2 protein-coding genes are annotated in these 1360 nt (G+C 70.1%); both read right to left on the reverse strand.

The annotated features are described in order from the left end of the window. Window positions 1-929: ABC transporter permease (locus tag ACFQ3T_RS36600; protein WP_380730756.1), on the reverse strand; the 929-nt coding region annotated here is incomplete at its 3' end. Beyond that, window positions 926-1360: ATP-binding cassette domain-containing protein (locus ACFQ3T_RS36605; RefSeq protein ID WP_380730758.1), on the reverse strand; the 435-nt coding region annotated here is incomplete at its 5' end. The genes ACFQ3T_RS36605 and ACFQ3T_RS36600, both read right to left, overlap by 4 nt.

The raw sequence follows: 1360 nt of genomic DNA on the forward strand, positions 1-1360 counted from the left end.
ACCGGCGCCTGCATCAGGCACACCGCGATCACCACGATCGCCTTGAACACCAGCGTGATCTCCGGCGCGATGCCGATCGTGTAGACCGTCGTGGTCAACGTCTGGATGATCAACGCGCCGAGCAGCGTGCCGGTCAGCGAGTACCGGCCGCCGGCCAGCGACGTGCCGCCGATGACGACGGCCAGGATCGCGTCCATCTCGATCCACAGGCCGGCGTTGTTGGCGTCGGCCGCGCTGACGTTGGAGCTGATCATCAACCCGGCGACGGCCGCGCACAGCGCGGCGAACACGTACACCGTCCAGATGATCGTCCGCGCCCGCACGCCCGCCAGCCGCGACGCCGCCGGGTTCACGCCCACCGACTCGATCAGCAGGCCCAGCGCGGTCCGCCGGGTCACCAGCGCCACCAGCCCGAGCACCGCGAGGCTGATCAGGATCGCGATCGGCAGCACCAGGAACCCCGCGCCGACCTGTCGGTAGGTGTCGTCGTTCACGGTGATGATCTGGCCCTCGGTGATCAGCATCGCGACCCCGCGCCCGGCGGTCATCAGCACGAGCGTGGCGATGATGGGCTGGATGCCCAGCACCGACACCAGGAACCCGTTCCACAGCCCGAGCACCGCGCACAGCGCCAGCGCCAGGCCCATCCCGACCCACGCGTTGCCGCCGGAGGCGATGTAGGTGCACGTCACCGCGCCCGCGATCGCCGCCACCGCGCCGACCGACAGGTCGATGCCGCGGGTCGCGATCACCAGCGTCATGCCCAACGCGATCAGCAGCGTCGGCGCGCCGTTGCGCAGGATGTCGATGAGGCTGCCGAACAGGTGCCCGTCCTGGAGCCTGATCGAGAAGAACGACGGTGTCACCACCACGTTCAGGATCAGCAGGGCGACCAGCGCCAGCACCGGCCAGAGCAGTCGGTTCTTCACGACGCCACCGCCTTCACACCCGTGTCCACGCCGTGGTCGCCGCCGCCGGCGATGAGCGCCATGACGTCGTCCACGCCCGCCGCGCCGTCCAGCTCGGCGACCTTCTGCCGGTCGCGCATCACCACCACCCGGTCGGACACGCGCACCACCTCCTCCAGTTCGGCGGAGATGAACAGCACGGCCATGCCCTCCGCGGCCAGGTCGGCGACGACCTTCTGGATCTGCGCCTTCGCGCCGACGTCGATGCCGCGCGTCGGCTCGTCCAGGATCAACAACTTGGGCTGGGTCACCAGCCACCGCGCCAGCAGCACCTTCTGCTGGTTGCCGCCCGACAGGTTCCCGACCGCGCGGTCGGGGTCGGCGGGCCGGATGTCCAGCAGGTCGATGTACTTGGCCACCAGCTCGTCGGCGAGCTTGCGCGGCACCGGCCG

This window comes from Saccharothrix hoggarensis (assembly GCF_042678885.1).
GTDB classification, from domain to species: Bacteria; Actinomycetota; Actinomycetes; order Mycobacteriales; family Pseudonocardiaceae; genus Actinosynnema; species Actinosynnema hoggarensis.